General features: G+C 35.3%; 17 protein-coding genes and 2 riboswitches. Of the genes, 10 read left to right on the forward strand and 7 right to left on the reverse strand.

What is annotated here, in order from left to right; translation table 11 throughout:
• Positions 1-154 precede the first annotated feature (154 nt).
• Positions 155-667, forward strand: coding sequence for a hypothetical protein (locus tag DN408_RS18280; RefSeq protein ID WP_002187529.1), 513 nt, complete (start codon positions 155-157; stop codon positions 665-667).
• Between the two features lie 18 nt (positions 668-685).
• Here DN408_RS18280 and DN408_RS18285 read toward each other — a convergent pair whose 3' ends face one another.
• Positions 686-901, reverse strand: a complete 216-nt coding sequence (locus DN408_RS18285) for a DUF3951 domain-containing protein (RefSeq protein ID WP_002169316.1) — start codon at positions 899-901, stop codon at positions 686-688.
• 171 nt (positions 902-1,072) lie between these two features.
• Positions 1,073-1,178, forward strand: a riboswitch (SAM riboswitch).
• A gap of 137 nt (positions 1,179-1,315) precedes the next feature.
• Between DN408_RS18285 and DN408_RS18290 the strand changes: the two genes are divergently transcribed.
• The 5 genes from DN408_RS18290 to DN408_RS18310 are packed head-to-tail and all read left to right on the forward strand — an operon-like array spanning position 1,316 to position 6,615.
• Entirely contained in the window at positions 1,316-2,233 is a 918-nt protein-coding gene (locus tag DN408_RS18290) for an ABC transporter permease (RefSeq protein ID WP_147740282.1), read from the forward strand.
• Positions 2,234-2,249: 16 nt separating this feature from the next.
• Complete coding sequence (locus DN408_RS18295; RefSeq protein ID WP_002169315.1) at positions 2,250-3,254, forward strand: ABC transporter permease; 1,005 nt, start codon at positions 2,250-2,252, stop codon at positions 3,252-3,254.
• Positions 3,211-4,221, forward strand: coding sequence for an ABC transporter ATP-binding protein (locus DN408_RS18300; RefSeq protein WP_147740283.1), 1,011 nt, complete (start codon positions 3,211-3,213; stop codon positions 4,219-4,221). The genes DN408_RS18295 and DN408_RS18300 overlap by 44 nt, the downstream gene beginning before the upstream one ends.
• A complete protein-coding gene (locus DN408_RS18305; protein ID WP_059037503.1) occupies positions 4,218-4,991 on the forward strand; it encodes an ABC transporter ATP-binding protein in 774 nt (257 codons plus the stop codon). The genes DN408_RS18300 and DN408_RS18305 overlap by 4 nt, the downstream gene beginning before the upstream one ends.
• A gap of 13 nt (positions 4,992-5,004) precedes the next feature.
• Positions 5,005-6,615: a peptide ABC transporter substrate-binding protein gene (locus DN408_RS18310; RefSeq protein WP_002124737.1), complete on the forward strand. Its 1,611-nt coding sequence runs from the start codon at positions 5,005-5,007 to the stop codon at positions 6,613-6,615.
• A gap of 24 nt (positions 6,616-6,639) precedes the next feature.
• Here DN408_RS18310 and DN408_RS18315 read toward each other — a convergent pair whose 3' ends face one another.
• A complete protein-coding gene (locus DN408_RS18315; protein ID WP_002187526.1) occupies positions 6,640-7,107 on the reverse strand; it encodes a YusW family protein in 468 nt (155 codons plus the stop codon).
• A gap of 172 nt (positions 7,108-7,279) precedes the next feature.
• Here DN408_RS18315 and DN408_RS18320 point away from each other — a divergent pair, with 172 nt between their 5' ends.
• Genes DN408_RS18320 through DN408_RS18330 form a run of 3 tightly spaced genes read left to right on the forward strand, consistent with a single transcriptional unit; the run spans position 7,280 to position 8,648 of the window.
• Complete coding sequence (locus tag DN408_RS18320) at positions 7,280-8,179, forward strand: helix-turn-helix domain-containing protein (protein ID WP_002124740.1); 900 nt, start codon at positions 7,280-7,282, stop codon at positions 8,177-8,179.
• Between the two features lie 18 nt (positions 8,180-8,197).
• A complete protein-coding gene (locus tag DN408_RS18325) occupies positions 8,198-8,389 on the forward strand; it encodes a hypothetical protein (RefSeq protein WP_002124741.1) in 192 nt (63 codons plus the stop codon).
• A complete protein-coding gene (locus DN408_RS18330) occupies positions 8,376-8,648 on the forward strand; it encodes a hypothetical protein (RefSeq protein ID WP_002091435.1) in 273 nt (90 codons plus the stop codon). The genes DN408_RS18325 and DN408_RS18330 overlap by 14 nt, the downstream gene beginning before the upstream one ends.
• Positions 8,649-8,693: 45 nt before the next feature.
• On the opposite strand, the gene DN408_RS18335 is transcribed toward DN408_RS18330, so the two are convergent.
• The 4 genes from DN408_RS18335 to proC all read right to left on the reverse strand — a co-directional run bounded on the left by DN408_RS18335 (position 8,694) and on the right by proC (position 14,512).
• Positions 8,694-10,334, reverse strand: a complete 1,641-nt coding sequence (locus DN408_RS18335) for a peptide ABC transporter substrate-binding protein (protein ID WP_078178050.1) — start codon at positions 10,332-10,334, stop codon at positions 8,694-8,696.
• A 505-nt stretch (positions 10,335-10,839) separates the two neighbouring features.
• Entirely contained in the window at positions 10,840-12,480 is a 1,641-nt protein-coding gene (locus DN408_RS18340; protein WP_002187524.1) for a peptide ABC transporter substrate-binding protein, read from the reverse strand.
• A gap of 135 nt (positions 12,481-12,615) precedes the next feature.
• Positions 12,616-12,720: riboswitch (SAM riboswitch) on the reverse strand.
• A gap of 153 nt (positions 12,721-12,873) precedes the next feature.
• Positions 12,874-13,707 carry an aldo/keto reductase gene (locus DN408_RS18345; RefSeq protein ID WP_002063472.1) on the reverse strand — a complete coding sequence of 278 codons (834 nt, stop codon included), beginning with the start codon at positions 13,705-13,707 and terminating at the stop codon, positions 12,874-12,876.
• A gap of 1 nt (position 13,708) precedes the next feature.
• A complete protein-coding gene (proC, locus tag DN408_RS18350; protein ID WP_002124750.1) occupies positions 13,709-14,512 on the reverse strand; it encodes a pyrroline-5-carboxylate reductase in 804 nt (267 codons plus the stop codon).
• Between the two features lie 196 nt (positions 14,513-14,708).
• Here proC and pnuC point away from each other — a divergent pair, with 196 nt between their 5' ends.
• Complete coding sequence (gene pnuC, locus DN408_RS18355) at positions 14,709-15,359, forward strand: nicotinamide riboside transporter PnuC (protein ID WP_002091429.1); 651 nt, start codon at positions 14,709-14,711, stop codon at positions 15,357-15,359.
• 67 nt (positions 15,360-15,426) lie between these two features.
• Here the strand turns inward: pnuC and DN408_RS18360 are convergent, their stop codons facing one another.
• Entirely contained in the window at positions 15,427-16,278 is an 852-nt protein-coding gene (locus tag DN408_RS18360) for a GRP family sugar transporter (protein WP_000353554.1), read from the reverse strand.
• Positions 16,279-16,500: the final 222 nt, after the last annotated feature.

Genomic DNA, 16,500 nt, shown 5'->3' on the forward strand with positions numbered 1-16,500 from the left:
ATTTGCATAAAGTGACGATACTGTGACAAAAATGTTGGTATGTATATTAAGATATCGTCTTAAGTGTAAAAAGTGGGGCGTTCTCGGTATAATAACAAGTGGAGATAAAAGAAACTATAATGAGTAATAGCTGTAGATAAAAGGAGAATTCGAGATGAAGAAGGTTTTGGGTATTGCTGTAATGGGAAGTATGATCCTTCTAGCAGGATGTAATGGAAATAAAGATACGAAAGAACCGAAAGAACCGAAAGAAAAGGTAGAGCAATCCACTGAGCAAACAGAAGAAATGAAAGAATACAGCGCAGTACATGAAAAATATGATGCGAAAATAAATAAAGAAATTAATAAGGCGTTACAGTTATTTGAAGTGGCAAAAGAAAAGGGCGGTAAGGAAATAACGAATGCTACATATAAAGAAGATGTGCAAAAGGTAACAACGAGCATGTTAGAAGATATTGATAATATACGTAAAGAAATTCGTGTTCCAAAGTCGAAAGAGCAAGAACATGAGGTATATGTTGGTTTCTTGAATGAATCGGAACAAGCGATGAAAAAATTACAGAAGTTAGCTAAAGAAGAAGATTCATCATTAATTCGTGATATAGAAATTAATTTTGCAACAGCATCGACATACTATAAACGCTTTCAAACAGAGGCGAAAAAATAACCTTGCGCATGCGCAAGGTTATTTTTTCTTTTTACCATCTCCGTCTTCATCCTCGGATACTAATATCTTCTGTTCTTCGTGAAATTCTGAAATTGTTTGTCCAGTAATATTATCGAATGGAGTGTAAAGAGAAGTGATGCTTTTCTTTTTAATGAAGAGTTTATAGAAGCCGATGATGACGAGTATGACGATTGTTAATGGCAATCCTATAGTAGCCAGAAGTAGTGGATCCATTTTATAACTCCTTTAAAGTAATTAATTTTATTATAAGCTAAAGTAGTGATTTTAAGAAATAACGCTATTAAAAACTGATTTTTCTAAATATATCCAATTTGATTGACTTTTCATTTTTTCAGAATTATAATTCAAAATATACAATTTGAACCAAATAATAATATAGCAATTTACTTATCCAGAGAGGTAGAGGGACTGGCCCTATGACACCTCAGCAGCGGGTTCTGTAACAGGAACACCGTGCTAATTCCAGCAAGCAAGTCTTGAAAGATAAGTGATGGGCCTTCGTTTATTAAGCCTTGATCTTATTTTTTAAGATCAAGGCTTTTTGTGTTTTAAGAAGTAGAGAAGGAGTAATGGCAACAAATATGTCAATAAAACAAAGTAAATTCATTTGTTTAGGGGGTTATTGAAGTGTATGTTATTAAAAAACTATCGGTTATGGTATTCACGCTATGGGTCATTACGACAGTAACATTTTTAATTATGCATATTATTCCAGGTGATCCGTTTTCATCAGATGCGAAAATCTTTCCTGAAGAAGTAATACAAAACATGAGAGCGAAGTATCACCTTGATGAACCGTTATGGAATCAGTATGTTGCTTATTTGGATGGGGTAGTTCATTTTGATTTTGGCGAATCTGTTCAATCGACAGGTCAAGGTGTATCGGAAATTATAACAACTGGTTTTGGACCATCGGCAATTATTGGTTTACAAGCACTTGTTATTTCATTGTTAGTCGGAATTGCCGCAGGTACATTTGCCGCGCTATATCATGGGAAAGTGATTGATTATAGTGTGAGCTTGCTTGCGATTCTCGGTATTTCTATTCCTAGTTTTATTTTAGCACCGCTATTTATACAAGTATTCGCCATACAATTTGAAATACTTCCAGTGGCGTCTTGGGGAACATTTGAGCATACTGTATTACCCTCCTTCGCATTAGCGTTAGGACCAATTGCAGTTATTACAAGATTTGTTCGCTCTAATATGATTGAAGTGTTGCAGAGTGATTATATTAAGCTAGCGAGAGCGAAAGGTATACCAATTAAGAAAATCATTATAAGACATGCTCTTCGAAATGCGATTGTTCCGGTACTTACATTTGTTGGCCCATTAATGGCTGGACTTTTAACAGGGACTTTCGTTATTGAAAAAATCTTTTCAATTCCTGGTTTAGGAAAATATTTTGTAGACAGTATTTTCAACCGAGATTATCCGGTGATTATGGGAACAACCATTTTCTATAGTGCGCTATTAATTGTATGTATTTTTATTACAGATATCATTCATCGTATTGTTGATCCGCGCATTCGTTCTATTACGTAAGGAGGGTGATGTTTAAATGGGGGCTTATGAAATTAATGACCAGTTATTAACGAATGAAGAGAAAAAAGAATTAACGATAAATAAAGATCAGCAAACGATTAGCCGGAAAAAGGAAGTGTTTCGCAAGTTTATATCAAACCCTATAGCAGTTTTAGGGGCAGTGACGTTATTACTAATTATTGTTTTCTCGCTTATTGGCGAAAGTTTAACACCATTTACTGCGAGTGAACAAGTAAAAGAAGCAACTAATTTACCGCCTAGTAGTGAGCATTGGTTCGGAACAGACGATTTAGGGAGAGATATTTGGGCGCGTACTTGGGCTGGTGGGAAAATTTCATTAACAGTTGGATTGGTAGCAGCAGCTCTTGATATTGGGCTAGGTGTACTAATTGGTGGCTTTAGTGGATATGTGAGAGGACGTAATCGTCTTGGAACGTTAATTGACGAGTGGATTATAAGAGGGATTGAAGTGTTATACGGTATTCCATATTTGTTAATTGTTATTTTACTATTAATTGTTATGAAACCAGGCCTTTTTACAATTATTATCGCCCTTGCATTGACGGGATGGATTGGCATGGCACGCCTCATTAGAGCGCAAGTCTTGTCTTTAAAACAAAGAGAATTTGTTATTGCAGCAGAGCGATTAGGTACACCTCATATGAAAATTATATATGGGCATTTAATTCCAAACTTAACAGGGATTATTATCGTAAATTTATCATTTACCATTCCAGCAGCTATTTTCTCAGAATCATTTTTAAGCTTTATCGGACTTGGAGTACAATCACCGGCGGCAAGCTGGGGCACGATGACGAACGATGCACTTGGGACGTTACTAAGCGGAGAATGGTGGCAACTATTCTTCCCGGCAATCATGATTGCATTCATCATGTTCGCATTTAATGCGATTGGTGATGGTTTGCAAGATGCAATTGATCCGAAAATCGTAAAACGTAATCGAAAGGAGAAAAAACATGGCACAAATCTTATCTTTAGAAAACGTAACGTTGGCCGTTGAAAAAGAGAATAGTAAGCAAGCAATTGTGAAGCATGTTTCCTTTTCTATTAACGAAGGTGAAATAGTTGCACTTGTCGGAGAAAGTGGTTCAGGGAAAAGTGTTACAGCACAATCTATTATCGGCTTAAATCAAGAATCAATTCATATTGATGATGGAAATGTATCTTTCAAATCAAAGGAATTAACTGGTTTACAAGAATCAGAATGGAATCAAATTCGCGGGAAAGATATTTCCTTTATCTTTCAAGATCCGCTTTCATCTTTAAACCCAACGATGAAGGTAGGCAAACAAATTGCAGAAGTAATTTTGCAACATGAAAAGAAATCGAGAAAAGAAGCGAAAGAAATTACGATTAACTTACTAAATGATTTAGGGATACATGAAGCAGAGAAACGCTTTGAACAATACCCGTATCAATTGAGCGGAGGTATGAGGCAGCGTATTTGTTTAGCAATTGCATTTGCTTGTCACCCGAAGCTCGTTATTGCAGATGAACCTACAACAGCATTAGATGTAACGATTCAAAAGCAAATTATGGAGTTGTTAAAAGCAAGAAAAGAAAAACAAAATACGAGTATTTTATTAATTACACATGATTTGGCACTTGTACGTGAAGTAGCTGATCGAGTAGTGGTAATGTACGGAGGACGTGTCGTTGAAAAAGGGACGATACAAGAAGTAATAGGTTCACCTAAGCATCCATATACGAAAAGTTTATTACAAGCAATTCCGAATATGGATGATTCCGAAAAAGTATTACGTGCTATAGAAGGAACGACACCTTCCATTGAAACATTAAATAGCTTTGGTTGTCCTTTTGTAAATCGTTGCCCAGTAGCGATAAAAGAATGTATTCATCGCTTCCCAGAGAGAACGACATATTCTGAGGAGCATAGCTCACATTGCTGGCAACATATTCTGGAGCATAATAAAGCGAAATCAAAAGAGAAGGTGAATGCCTCATGACGACAGATTTAATTACTGTAAAGCAAGTAACGAAAACGTATGGAAGTAAAAATAAAAAAATCGCAGCTTTAAAAGATATATCACTTTCTATCCCGAAAGGAACAACGCTTGGCATTATTGGGGAAAGTGGTTCTGGAAAGACAACACTTGGTAAGCTCATAGCTGGGATCGAGCGTCCAACGTCTGGTGAAATTGATTATAACGGTCAAGTTGTTCACAAGCTGAAGTCAGCTCATAAGCGGGATTTCTTACAGAAAGTACAGTTCATTTTTCAAGATTCCACAGCGGCATTAAATCCGCGCTGGAAAGTACGCGATATTGTAACAGAAGGCTATATTTCATTCGGTTTAGGCGATAAAGGATTGAAAGATAAAGTCGCAGGTGATGCACTAGAGCGTGTTGGATTAGATAGACGATATATTGATCGCTATCCACACGAATTTAGCGGCGGACAACGTCAACGTATTGCTATTGCAAGAGCGTTATTATGTGAGCCAGAAGTTTTAATCCTTGATGAACCAATTTCAGCATTAGATGTTTCACTTCAAATCCAAATTGTGCACTTGTTGCAAAAGATTCAAAAGGAACAAGGCTATACATATTTATTTATCGCGCATGATTTACCGATGGTTCACTATTTATGTGAAAAAGTGGCTGTCTTATACAAAGGAGAACTTGTTGAATTTGGATATACGGACGAAGTATTCCGTAATCCACAACATTCTTATACAAAAACATTATTAGCATCAACACCAAAAATTTCAGGTTAAAGGAGAATGTAGGATGAAGAAGTTTTTACTGTTTGTCATTATGACTGTTTTAGCAATTACTTCTGTTGCTTGCGGTAAGAAAGAGACGCAAAAGGCAAGTGCTGGTAAGGGTGAAGGCGATCGATTAGTAACGAATATTAGTAGCGATCCGTATACGCTTGATTCTGCCATTGCGACAGATAGCACGTCAGGTTATGTAATTGGGCAATTGTTTTCAAGTTTATATACGCAAGATAGTGACGGGAAATATCAAAATGAATTAGCAGAGAAAGAAGAAGTAAACGCTGATGGAACTGAATATACAATTCATTTAAAGAAAGATATTAACTGGTCGGACGGTTCTCCTATTACAGCAAATGATTTTGAGTTTGCCTGGAAGCGATTATTAAATCCGAAAACGGGTTCTATGAATGCGACAGAAATGTATTTTATTAAAGGAGCAGAGGCATATAATACTGGAAAAGGTGAAGAAGGACAAGTTGGTATTCAAGTCGTTGATCCTCAAACATTAAAGGTAACACTTGAGCACCCAGTTGCTTCTATTAAACAAAAATTAGCAAGTTCATTATTTATTCCATTATCTAAAAAATCAATTGATGATAATAATAAATTAAAAACAGATCCAAAAGAGTTAATTACGAACGGACCATTCACGTTAAAAGAATGGAAGCATAACCAAGCTATTACAGTACAAAAAAATAAAGAATACTATGATAAAAAGGTAACATTAAAAGAAATTGAGTTTCGTATTATTCCAGATTCTAAAACAGCGTACCAATTGTACAAGTCAAAAGAATTAGATTTACTAAGTGGTTTACCACAAGAGATGATTGAAAAAGAAAAAGGAAACAAAGAATATAAGCGTGTTGCAGGATTCTCATCTTATATTTATTCCTTTAACGTAGAAAAAGAGCCGTTTACAAATGCGAAAGTACGTAAGGCATTTTCATTAGCGGTTGATCGTAAGTTTATCGTTGAAAAATTGTATAAAAATAATGCACAAGAAGCATATGCATTCGTTCCAGAAGGAGCAAAAACACAAGGTGGTCGTGATTTCCGTAAAGAAAAAGGCGATTACGTAAAATTCGATTCAGCAGAAGCGAAAAAATTATTAGAAGAGGGCATGAAAGAGCAAGGTTGGTCTACATTACCTGAAGTAACATTAAAATTCACTACAGATACACAACATAAAAAAGTAGCAGAAGCAATGCAGGAAATGTTTAAGAAAAATCTTGGTGTAGATATTAAATTAGAGAATAAAGAGTGGAAGAGTTACATCGACACATACAAGCAAAGTGATTTCCAATTAGCTTATATGGGATGGGGCGGCTCTCTATTAGATCCAATTACTAAACTAGATTTATATGCAGGTGATGGTCCAAACAACTATGCAAAATGGCATAATAAAGAATTTGACGCTTTAGTAAAAGAAGCAGAAGTTGAACAAAACGAAGATAAGCGCTTTGACCTATTGCATAAAGCAGAAGATATTATGTTTGATGATACACCATTAATCCCAATTATTTTCCCAAGCTCTTCGTATTTACAAAAATCATCAGTATCTGGCGTCCAATTCATTATCGGTTCTAGTCCAGAACTAAGATACGTAAAAATTAAAAAATAAAGAAGTAGGCAACCGCCTACTTCTTTATTTTATTTCTCTTTTATATTCTTTTTTCGTTCCGTCAGAGAAGACAACTTCTAAAGCGAATTTTTGATAGTCTTTATCAAGTTTGAATACATTTACTACTTGATCGATTACTTCTTGATCTGGTGTGTTTTTATCGAATTTTAATTCTTGTAGAAGAGGGCTTAATTTTGTAATAGCTTCATCACCTGTCAATTTTACATCTGCTTTATGGTCTTCAACTTTTGCTTCCATTTTCTTATCCGCTGCTACATTTTTATAATCAGCTTCGTAGTCTTTCTTCGTATCTTGATAGTCTGCCTTTAAATCAAATTCATTAAAGTTTAGTTTTAAATCTGCAGGAGCCTCATTTTTTGCTTCTTCAGTCGTTTTCTTATTAGAAGTTGTATCTTCTTTTGCAGGAGCTTTACATCCTGTTAATGCAGGTACTAGCATAAGAGCTAATAAAATTGATAGTAAAATTCTCATTATAAATTCCTCCTTATGTAAATTTGTTCTATACAAGTTTTTCCTAATTTCATGTAATTATGTATGTGATGAAAATAAATTATTTTCTTATAGCTTTAAGAATTAATCCGCAATTTAAATCAAAAATGATTTGTATGTATATGGTAAATTGAAGTTGTGAGGAGGTACTGAAATGCATGAAGAATATAAAGAGATGATAAAAAAAGCAATCGAATATATAGAGAATCATTTACATGAAGAGCTTACAACAGAAAGAGTGGCATTTCACGGGGCAGTATCGATGTACCATTTTCATCGTATTTTTCAAAGTTATATTGGGATGAGTGTAACGGATTATGTTCGTAAGAGAAGATTAACTCATGCTGCACAGGCTTTAGTATCGACTGAAAGAGCAGTCATTGATATTGCAGTGCAAAATGGCTTTTCCTCACAAGAGGCATTTACTAGAGCTTTTAAAAGAATGTTTCAATTACCACCAAAAAAATATCGGAAATATTTCCAGTCATTTTATATAGAAAGAGAGGGCGTTTCAATGGAAAAAGGTATACCGAAAGGATGGGTATTAAGTGGAAGTCATCCTGCTGAATATGAGATGGGTTTAGATTACGAAGTTGTTCATCAAGGAAAAGTATCTGCATATATAAAAGGAAAAGAGAACGTTACACACGGAGGGTTTTCAACATTAATGCAAATGTTCCGAGCGGATAAATATGTAGGTAAGAGGTTGCGTTTAACAGCATTTATTAAGAGTGAAAATGTAAAAGACTGGGCAGGATTGTGGATGCGAGTAGACGGAAAAGATACAGAGCCTATTGCTATGGATAACATGCAAAATCGTCCAATTAAAAATACGAATAACTGGCAATCATACTCGGTTGTACTAGATATAAAAGAAGAAGCACTTGGTATTGCATTTGGTGTTTTATTATCAGGAGAAGGCTGTGTCTGGCTAGATAGTATTCGTTTTGATGAAGTGGATGAAAAAATTCCTTCAACAGATTTGGCAGAAAATTTTTATGAAACACTCCTAGAAGAGCCGGTGAATCTGCAATTTGAAGAAATAGAAAATTAAAAAGTAAGGAGAAAAGATATGCTCAAATATGTGAAATTGATAAGTATTAGTTTAGTAGTATCATCGTGTATTATGGGAATCAACTATTTAATTAGTTATCTTTGGTCAGGGCATATACCTTCTTTGACGTGGAGAACATATTTGATATTTATGGTTATATTTATGATGAGTTTTGGTTCAATACAAAAAGAGAGCTATGAAGAGAGTTGATAATCGTCCTTTTAGTCTTCTTAGTATTAATACATATGTATTTATCACTGCATTGGAAAAACAGGTTTGCCGTTCGGGATTATTTCCCGCAACATATGCAGCGAATGGTTATTACACAATAATATTTGGTGGAGTTAATTTAGCGGAAAATATTATTTCATTATTACTTATTATACTAGTTACACAATTGGTAGCGGGAATCACTATAGGTATAAAAGTGATAGTAAAGAGGGGAAGTTCTGTAGTTAAAGAAGCATAAAGTAAAAAAGTATCCTTCGTGGGATACCTTTTTTACTAGTGTTTATTATTTTGCAACTTCTGTCCACTTGTAGTTAAATTCACCGCCGAAGTCAGTTGTTACAAGTCCTTTAATGAAAGAGCGTTGTAAGTAAGAGCGACCTTGTTGGTATAAAGGAGCGACAGCACCATCTTGTAATAAGATTTTTTCAGCTTGCTTCATTGCTTCCCAGCGACCTTTTTCATCACCAGCTAAATCAGTTTTTACTTTACGAATAAGCTCGTCGTACTCTTTGTTAGAGTATTTATCGAAGTTATAAGCACTATCTGTTGTGAATAGATCTAAGAATGTAATAGGATCTGCGAAGTCAGGGCCCCAGCCATCGATTCCGATTTCGTAATCACCACTTAATAGTAGTTTTAACTGTTGTTTACGTGGTTGAGGTTTTAAAGTCACTGTTAATCCATCTAGATTCTTTTCTAATTCACCTTTTAAATATTCGCCAGTCTTTTTAGCTAAAGCATTATCACTTGTTAATAGTTCAATTGTTACTTTGTCAGTAGCAAGTTCTTGTTTCGCTTTTTTCCAGTTTTCTTTTGCAGATTTCACATCATCTTTGACTAGATTTCCATTCTCTTTACGGAAGTCATTACCGTCTGGACTTTTTGCGAATTTCGCAGGAACCATTCCTTCTGCTGGGATTGCACCGTTATTTAAAATTGTTTCTACGTACGCTTTTTTATTCATTGCTTCGTTAATAGCGAGGCGTGCATGTTGATTTTTTAATACTGCATTTTTCTGATTTAGTCGTAAGAATTGGATACCGACTTCAGCGCGTTCCTTGAAGTTGGAATCGTTCTTATACTTATCAACAAACTCCGCAGTTAAAGCAACACGATCAATTTGTCCTGAATCATATAAGTTAACTTCTGTAGATTTATCTTTAACGACATTGAAGTTGATTTCTTCTAGTTTTACAGTTTTAGCATCCCAATAGTTAGGGTTCTTCTTCAATTGGAAGCTTTGTTCATGTTTCCAGTTATCTAATGTGAAAGCACCATTGTAAATTAAATGATTTGTTTCTAAACCGTATTTATCGCCTTGAGATTTTAAATACTCTTCATTGATTGGTAAGAATGTTGCAAATGTCGTTAAGCTTAAGAAGTAGGGAACAGGGCGGTCCAGTTGTACTTCTAAAGTTTTATCGTCAAGAGCTTTAACGCCTAATTGATCGATTGCTACTTCTTTTTGGTTTATTTGTTTCGCATTTTTTATATCAAAGAATAAGAATGCATATTCAGCAGCTGTTTCAGGGTTAACGGCACGTTGCCAAGCGAAAATAAAATCTTTTGCTGTAACAGGAGTACCGTTTGACCATTTTGAATCACGAAGATGGAAAGTATACTTTGTTTTATCCGGACTAATGTCAACCGATTCAGCAACACCAGGGATCGGTTTATTATCTTCTCCTATAGCATATAAACCTTCAAAAACATTTCTCATTACATTCATGGATTCCCCATCCGTCGCTTTTGCAACATCCATTGTTGGAATTTCTGAAGCAAATGATAAGTTAATCGCTTGTTTATCAGGTGCTTTATCATTCGCTTTTGCTCCGCCTGCATTATCTTTATTTCCCCCGCAAGCAGTTAGTAGTAGACTTGCCCCTAAAACAGATGCAACAACAGGTACAACTTTTTTCTTCATTGTTCTTTCCTCCCTAAATGTGTTGTTCGTAACGTCATAATGTCCATGTCTTGAAGTGTAGCTATAGAAGGAGAGAAAACCTATTATAAATATGTGTATATAGGTAATCAGGTATTCTATATGTATATACATGTTGAACTATAATCTATCGTTATATGTTTCAACTTAGTAGACATTACATTTTGATGATAAAATATTTTGTTTCTTTGATTATTTAGAATATTAACACTGGAAAGAACTATATGTCAATAATAAAAAGTGGAGTGTTAATTTCTTGGAATAATATATTGAAAAAGCAGATTTCCTCATATTAGGGAATCTGCTTTTAATATATTTTGCTAAAAAAACAATGGGGGTGGGTGAGAACACGATGATCTAAGTTGCATGTTATCCCGCATTAATGGGCAGTAAGATCCTCGCCTCAAAATTCAGTGAAAGCAAAGAAGTTAGGGGGGATCAACTGCCCGTAAAAGCCCGATTGGTGAGGGCTGATTAAAGTTTCACTTTATTTTTCAATTTTTGCCCATTTGAAGTTTAATTGACCTGCAAAGTCTACTTGCACAATGCCTTTCACATAAGAACGCTCTAAATAAGATTCTCCTTTTTGGTAAAGAGGAGCGATAACAGAGTCCTTAAATAAGATTTTTTCTGATGCTAGTAACGCTTCCCAGCGAGCTTTTTCATCACCAGCCAAAGTAGTTTTAACTTTTTCAATTGTCTCATCAAACTCTTTATTAGAGTAATGATCTAAATTGTAAGGGTTATTCGTCGTAAATAGTTCAAGGAATGTAATTGGATCAGCAAAGTCAGGGCTCCAACCGTCAATTCCAATCTCGTAGTCACCTTTTAATAAGAGTGAAACTTGTTGTTTACGTGGTTGCGGTTTTATATTTACCGTTAAGCCATCTAAATTCTTTTCTAGTTGTCCTTTTAGGAACTCACCAGTTTTCTTCTCAAGGTCACCATCACTTGTTAATAATTCTAATGTTATCTTTTCAGAACCAAGTTCTTTTTTTGCTTTCTTCCATAATTCTTGTGCAGATGTTGTATCAACTTTTGTTAAATCGCCGTTTGCAGTACGGAAGTCTTTTCCATCAGGCCCTTTTGCAAAGTTTTTCGGCACGAGACTAAAGGTTGGTGTAGAGCCATCATTTAATAACGTATTTACAAAAGATTTTCGATCAATTGTTTGATCGATTGCTTGGCGTGCAGAAACGTTTTGAAGTACTTTGTTTTGCTGATTCATACGTAAAAACTGTACCCCTACGTTCGGACGTTCTTTAAAGTTAGCATCCTTTTTATATTTATCAACGAAGTCAGATGTTAGTTTTATACGGTCTAATTGTTTGGATTCGAATAAATTTACTTCTGTTGATTTCTCTTTCACAACGTTGAAATTGATTTCTTCGAGTTTGACATTATCTTTATCCCAATAGGTAGGGTTTTTCTTAAATTTAAAGCTTTGTTCATGCTTCCAATCGCTTAGTGTAAAAGCTCCGTTGTACAAGATTTTGTTATCTTCTAAAGCGTACTTATCACCTTGTGCTTTAAAGAATTCCTCGTTGATTGGTAGAAATGTTGGGAACGCCGTTAAGCTAATAAAATACGGAACAGGGCGCTCTAATTCTACTTCAAACGTATGGTCATCAACTGCTTTTATACCAAGTTGATCGGATGGGAGTTCTTTGCTATTAATTTTTTTAGCGTTTTTAATATCCAGGAATAAAAAAGCATATTCAGAAGCTGTTGCTGGATCGACAGCTCTTTGCCAAGCGAAGACAAAATCTTTCGCTGTTACAGGTGTGCCGTTCGACCATTTTGAATCTCGTAAATGGAATGTGTATTTCGTTTTATCAGCACTTACTTCATGAGATTTCGCAACGCCAGGAACAGGTTTATTACCTTCACCAAGATTGTATAAACCTTCAAATACGTTTCTCATTACTTGACCAGAATCAGTATCTGTAGCACGAGCCGTATCCATTGTTCGAATCTCAGTAGGAGAAGATAAGTTTAAAACTTGCTTACTAGGTGCCTCATCTTTTGCATTTGCTCCGCTCGCTTCGTTTTTATAACTACCGCAACCAGATAATAAAATACTTACTCCTACAACTGATGCAATACCGGGTACAAACTTCTTTTTCATTTGATTTTCCTCCTAAATAGTTAATAAGATTGGATGATGATGAGGGAAATGAAAAACAAAAAATCCCTCTTTTCGTATTGAGAAAGAGGGATTTTTACGTACAAGTTATGCACCCGTATATAAACGAAGTCCCTCATTCTATCTTTCAAGCACAAAGCTTGCAGGAAGTGGCACAGTATTCAAAATGAACCTGCTGCCGAGGTTTCAAAGGGCCAGTCCCTCCACCTCTCTTGATACAATGAGTAAACAAATAAATTTTATTAATTTTTGTGTTTCTTTGATAATTCAAAATCTTACACCTTAGATAATGAAGTGTCAATCAAATGGAATATAGTTTAAATTTTCAGTTTTATTTTTTTGAAAAAACCACTGCATATGGCAGTGGTTTCCCTACTAGAAGTTAAAGTTATCTGGATCTGGACCAACGCGATGATTTTCATTTAAAGCTTGAATTGCTTTCATATCATCTGAGCTTAATTCAAAGTCAAAGATGTTTGCATTTTCAATAATGCGGTGTTCTTTAATAGACTTAGGGATTGTTACAACTTCATTTTGTAGATCCCAACGTAAAATAACTTGTGCAGTCGATTTATTATATTTCGTAGCGATTTCTTGTAATGTTGGGTGATTAAGTAGCTGCCCCTGCATTAATGGTGACCAAGCTTCAAGCTGGATGTTATGTTCTTTACAGAAGGCATGTAATTCTTCTTGTGCTAAACGTGGGTGGTATTCCACTTGGTTAACCATTGGTTTAATTTCTGCAATTTCAAATACGTCTTGCAAATGGTGAATATGGAAATTACTCACACCGATAGCACGAACACGACCATCTTTATAAAGCTGCTCTAAAGCTTTCCATGATTCAGTGTATTTTCCTTTTACAGGCCAATGTACTAAATATAGATCTAAATATTCTAGACCTAATTTTTCTAATGTAGTTTCAAATGCTTGTAGTGTTGACTCGTAACCTTGATCACTATTCCACACTTTTGAAGTGATGAATAACTCTTCACGAGGAATACCAGATTCTTGAATTGCCTGTCCAACGCCTTCTTCGTTTTTATATATCGCAGCAGTATCGATACTACGGTATCCATTTTTTATAGCTGCTTTTACAGAATCAATTACTTCTGTACCATCTTCAACTTTAAAAACACCCAAGCCGAACCAAGGCATTTTCACGCCGTTATGTAATGTTGTATAGTCGTTTAAACTTGTTAAAGTCATATTAATTCCCCCTAGCTTTTTTATTGGTCGCTTCAACTGCTTGTTGAATGACTTCTGAAAAATTATTTTCATATAGAACTTTTAAGCCTTCAGCCGTTGAACCTCCTGGTGTTGTTACTTGTTCGCGGAGCATAGCTGGATCCTGATTTTGCTGGAGCATAGCGGCAGAGCCAGCAATCATTTGAATGACAAGGTGTTTTGCTGTTTCCTCATCAATCCCATAGCTTTTCGTTGCTTCAATTAAACCTTCAGCAAAGTGATAGAGAAAAGCGGGTGCACTACCAGTAACTGCGGTAAGTTGGTGAACTTCCTCTTCGGTACAAAACTGTGAGGTACCGATACCTTTTAAAAGAAGTTGTAACGTTTCTTGATGTGTTTCATCTACAGAATGTCCCGTCGTATATAAGGAGATAGACTTTCCAATCCCAGCAGCTGTATTTGGCATAATCCAAGCAACAGGTGTCCCTTGGGGAAGTCTTTCTTCTAGATAAGATGGTCCGATTCCGGCAGCAACTGTCACGACAAATTGATTAGTTAGAAGAGGGGATAGATCCGCTAATAGCTGTTCATGTGCGACAGGCGGCATTGCTAAAACGATTGTATCTACAGATTTAATATGCTGTTTCCAATCTGTTGTAATCGATAGATCATATTGAGTTTGTAATTGCGTTAGTTTTTCTATGTTACTTCGGTTGGAAACAATAATTTCTTCGATGTATTCTTTACTTGTTGTAAGTAGTCCAGTAAATATAGCTTCTGCCATACGACCGGCACCAATAAATAAAATTCGATGTTTATTAGGCATATCCTTTATTCCTTTCTGATGAGAATATGTTATAAAAAACGATACCATTTTTAAGAGAATTTTGTAAAAAGAAACGGCTTATCGTAAGTGGAATAGATGAGTGGGGGGTTTTACAGGAGAAAATTTATAGTAAGTATAAGAGTTATTTCTTATACTGTTGATAGGGAGTTTATTACATATCTGGGGAGAGATAAATATGGTTAGAAGTCCACTTTTTTTACTCATTTCTAGTATTATTTGCATATTAGTTGGATTCTATATCCGATCAAGTTATATTGAAATTTTCGCATCGGTTATGGGGATTATTAATGTTTGGTTACTTGCAAGGGAAAAGGTATCAAACTTTTTATTTGGGATGATTACAGTTGCGGTATTTCTGTATATTTTCACTACACAAGGCTTATACGCAATGGCAGTATTAGCAGCCTTCCAATTTATATTTAATGTGTACGGTTGGTATTACTGGATTGCGCGTAGTGGAGAGGAGAAGGTAAAGCCGACAGTTCGCTTAGATTTGAAAGGATGGATTATTTATATACTTTTTATTTTAGTTGCTTGGATTGGTTGGGGATATTATCAAGTCCGTTATTTAGAATCGACAAGTCCATATTTAGATGCTTTAAACGCTGTATTAGGATTAGTAGCTCAATTTATGCTGAGCCGAAAAATCTTAGAAAATTGGCATTTATGGATTTTGTATAACATAGTTAGCATTGTGATTTATATTTCAACGGGCTTATACGTCATGTTAGTATTAGCTATTATTAATCTATTTTTATGTATCGATGGCTTGCTAGAATGGAAGAAAAACCATAAAGAGCGAGAACGTGTAAATAATTATATTTAGAAAATAATTGTAATCAAAAACCCCCCTGAAGCATATACGTTTCAGGGGGGGTAAATATAGTGTGAATTTATGCTTTTGTCATACCAAGCAATACAGCGCCGCCGATAATTAAAACACTACCTAGTGCAATAAAGATCAATTGACGTTTTGTTTTCTTTTCACCTAAGAAGACAATCGCACCGAATGTTGAGATAACGATTCCAGTTTGAGATAATGGGAAGCTTGTCGCTACTCCGACACGTGGTAATGAAAGAAGTAAGAATAAGTTTCCTGTTCCCCATAGTAAACCAGATAAAGCATTACGCATTGCATATTTGTTAAATGGTTTATGTTTAGACGTCAGTACAACCGCACCAACGAACATACCAACTGCCTGTGGTAAAATAGCAGACCAACCATCAATGTTATACCAACGAATAATAATTACATATACAAGATAACCGAAAGTAGAAACAATTAAAGTAAGAAGTCCCTTTTTCAATTGTCCTGGTGGCTGTGCATTTTCTTTATCATCTAGTGATGTGAATACAACACCAACTACGATTAATAGGATTGCAATCGTTCCCAGAACAATCGTTGTTGTAGTAGTCCACTCACGGAAAGCGATAACCCCAAAGATAGAAGTTGCAACAAGTTGCATACCAGTAGAAATCGTTACAGTAGTTGAAACACCTAGTTTTTCAACTGTTTTTAATTGGTTTACTTGTCCTAAAGCCCAGAATAAACCTGAAATAAAACCAACAATCAAGACTGTCATTGTTAAAGCTGGTTGAGTAAATACATACATAACTGTTGCGAAGAATAGAGCACCGATTGTCATACCTACCGTTTGGCTATATGCACCACCGCCCATTTTTACGCTTACTAATAAGATGTTTCCCCATGCGATTGCAGGAAGAAGCGCTAATAAAATGTCCATTACAAGACTCCCTTCGGTTTTCTATACCAATATAATTACATATCGTTCTAACGATCGGTAATGCCCCACTAATAGAGTAGAAGATTACCGATCGCTAAAACAGGATGAAGAACTTACGATATAAATGCGTTTTCATTTCTTCACTTTTTGAAACACTTTCATATAATAACAGGAAATTACCTATTTTAGAAAGTGAATTCAAATAAAATGTATATTTAAATA

The sequence above is a fragment of the Bacillus sp. AR13-1 genome (genome assembly GCF_008042285.1).
Lineage (GTDB): Bacteria > Bacillota > Bacilli > Bacillales > Bacillaceae_G > Bacillus_A > Bacillus_A mycoides.

Excerpts from the sequence above, each read along its gene's own strand:
- DN408_RS18280 (WP_002187529.1), top strand. The coding sequence starts at position 155 with ATGAAGAAGGTTTTGGGTATTGCTGTAATGGGAAGTATGATCCTTCTA.
- DN408_RS18285 (WP_002169316.1), bottom strand. The coding sequence starts at position 901 with ATGGATCCACTACTTCTGGCTACTATAGGATTGCCATTAACAATCGTC.
- DN408_RS18295 (WP_002169315.1), top strand. The coding sequence starts at position 2,250 with ATGGGGGCTTATGAAATTAATGACCAGTTATTAACGAATGAAGAGAAA.
- DN408_RS18300 (WP_147740283.1), top strand. The coding sequence starts at position 3,211 with ATGGCACAAATCTTATCTTTAGAAAACGTAACGTTGGCCGTTGAAAAA.
- DN408_RS18305 (WP_059037503.1), top strand. The coding sequence starts at position 4,218 with ATGACGACAGATTTAATTACTGTAAAGCAAGTAACGAAAACGTATGGA.
- DN408_RS18310 (WP_002124737.1), top strand. The coding sequence starts at position 5,005 with ATGAAGAAGTTTTTACTGTTTGTCATTATGACTGTTTTAGCAATTACT.
- DN408_RS18315 (WP_002187526.1), bottom strand. The coding sequence starts at position 7,107 with ATGAGAATTTTACTATCAATTTTATTAGCTCTTATGCTAGTACCTGCA.
- DN408_RS18320 (WP_002124740.1), top strand. The coding sequence starts at position 7,280 with ATGCATGAAGAATATAAAGAGATGATAAAAAAAGCAATCGAATATATA.
- DN408_RS18325 (WP_002124741.1), top strand. The coding sequence starts at position 8,198 with ATGCTCAAATATGTGAAATTGATAAGTATTAGTTTAGTAGTATCATCG.
- DN408_RS18330 (WP_002091435.1), top strand. The coding sequence starts at position 8,376 with ATGAAGAGAGTTGATAATCGTCCTTTTAGTCTTCTTAGTATTAATACA.
- DN408_RS18335 (WP_078178050.1), bottom strand. The coding sequence starts at position 10,334 with ATGAAGAAAAAAGTTGTACCTGTTGTTGCATCTGTTTTAGGGGCAAGT.
- DN408_RS18340 (WP_002187524.1), bottom strand. The coding sequence starts at position 12,480 with ATGAAAAAGAAGTTTGTACCCGGTATTGCATCAGTTGTAGGAGTAAGT.
- DN408_RS18345 (WP_002063472.1), bottom strand. The coding sequence starts at position 13,707 with ATGACTTTAACAAGTTTAAACGACTATACAACATTACATAACGGCGTG.
- proC (WP_002124750.1), bottom strand. The coding sequence starts at position 14,512 with ATGCCTAATAAACATCGAATTTTATTTATTGGTGCCGGTCGTATGGCA.
- pnuC (WP_002091429.1), top strand. The coding sequence starts at position 14,709 with ATGGTTAGAAGTCCACTTTTTTTACTCATTTCTAGTATTATTTGCATA.
- DN408_RS18360 (WP_000353554.1), bottom strand. The coding sequence starts at position 16,278 with ATGGACATTTTATTAGCGCTTCTTCCTGCAATCGCATGGGGAAACATC.